2 pseudogenes are annotated in these 1,526 nt (G+C 45.0%); both read left to right on the top strand.

The features are described from left to right. Positions 1-703: pseudogene (locus tag PAN06_RS14160) on the top strand (DNA-directed RNA polymerase subunit beta); the annotation flags it as partial. Positions 704-863: 160 nt separating this feature from the next. Further along, a pseudogene (locus tag PAN06_RS14155) lies at positions 864-1,526 on the top strand (DNA-directed RNA polymerase subunit beta'); the annotation flags it as partial.

Below are 1,526 nucleotides of genomic sequence, written 5' to 3'. Positions count from 1 at the left end.
TGGGGTGCCATCACGTATGAATATCGGTCAGGTTATGGAACTTCACCTTGGTATGGCAGCTCGTAACTTGGGTATTCACATCGCGACACCAGTCTTTGATGGAGCAAGCTCAGAAGACCTCTGGGATACTGTGAAAGAAGCTGGTATGGATAGCGATGCTAAGACCATTCTTTACGATGGACGTACAGGTGAGCCGTTTGATAACCGTGTATCTGTTGGTGTCATGTACATGATCAAGCTTCACCACATGGTTGATGATAAACTCCATGCCCGTTCAGTCGGACCATACTCAATGGTTACCCAACAACCACTCGGAGGGAAAGCTCAGTTTGGTGGACAACGTTTTGGGGAAATGGAAGTCTGGGCCCTTGAGGCTTATGGTGCATCAAATGTCCTTCAAGAAATCTTGACTTACAAGTCAGATGATGTCAACGGACGTTTGAAAGCCTATGAAGCGATTACCAAAGGTAAACCAATTCCAAAACCAGGTGTACCAGAATCCTTCCGCGTTCTTGTCAAAGAATTGCAATCACTTGGTCTTGACATGCGTGTCTTGGACGAAGATGATCAAGAAGTGGAACTTCGTGACCTTGATGAAGGGGAAGACGATGATGTGATTCATGTGGATGACCTTGAAAAAGCACGTGAAAAAGCAGCCAAGGAAGCAAAAGCAGCCTTTGATGCTGAAGAATCAGAAAAATAATCAGTAAAAATGATTGTCTTGTGAGAAACGAATGCTTCTGACAGGATGATTCGATAACAAAATACAGACACAAGGAGGTGGCAAGAAAGTTTCCTTTCTTCCCCCACCTAGGGCTGTATCCAAATGAAACAAGTATGAAAACAAGGAAAGGTAAGAAATAGTGGTTGATGTAAATCGTTTTAAAAGTATGCAAATCACCCTAGCTTCTCCAAGCAAGGTCCGTTCATGGTCTTATGGAGAGGTCAAGAAACCTGAAACAATCAACTACCGTACATTGAAACCAGAACGTGAAGGTCTCTTTGATGAAGTCATCTTTGGACCTACAAAAGACTGGGAATGTGCGTGTGGGAAATACAAACGGATCCGTTACAAAGGAATCGTTTGTGACCGCTGTGGGGTTGAAGTAACACGTGCGAAAGTTCGTCGTGAACGCATGGGGCACATCGAGTTGAAAGCGCCTGTATCACACATCTGGTACTTCAAAGGCATCCCTTCTCGTATGGGATTGACCTTGGATATGAGCCCTCGTGCCCTTGAAGAAGTCATCTACTTCGCAGCTTACGTGGTGATCGATCCAAAAGATACACCACTCGAGCACAAATCCATCATGACAGAACGTGAATACCGTGAACGCTTGCGCGAATACGGACCAGGTTCCTTTGTAGCTAAGATGGGCGCAGAAGCGATCCAAGACCTCTTGAAACAAGTGGATTTGGAAGCTGAAATTGCTGTCTTGAAAGAAGAATTGAAGACTGCAACTGGTCAAAAACGTGTGAAGGCTGTTCGCCGTTTGGATGTCTTAGACGCCTTCTACAAATCTGGC

Source organism: Streptococcus sp. SM3, assembly GCF_027497875.1.
The sequence above is the reverse complement of the archived record's forward strand: the minus strand, read 5'-3'. Positions and strand labels throughout refer to the sequence as shown.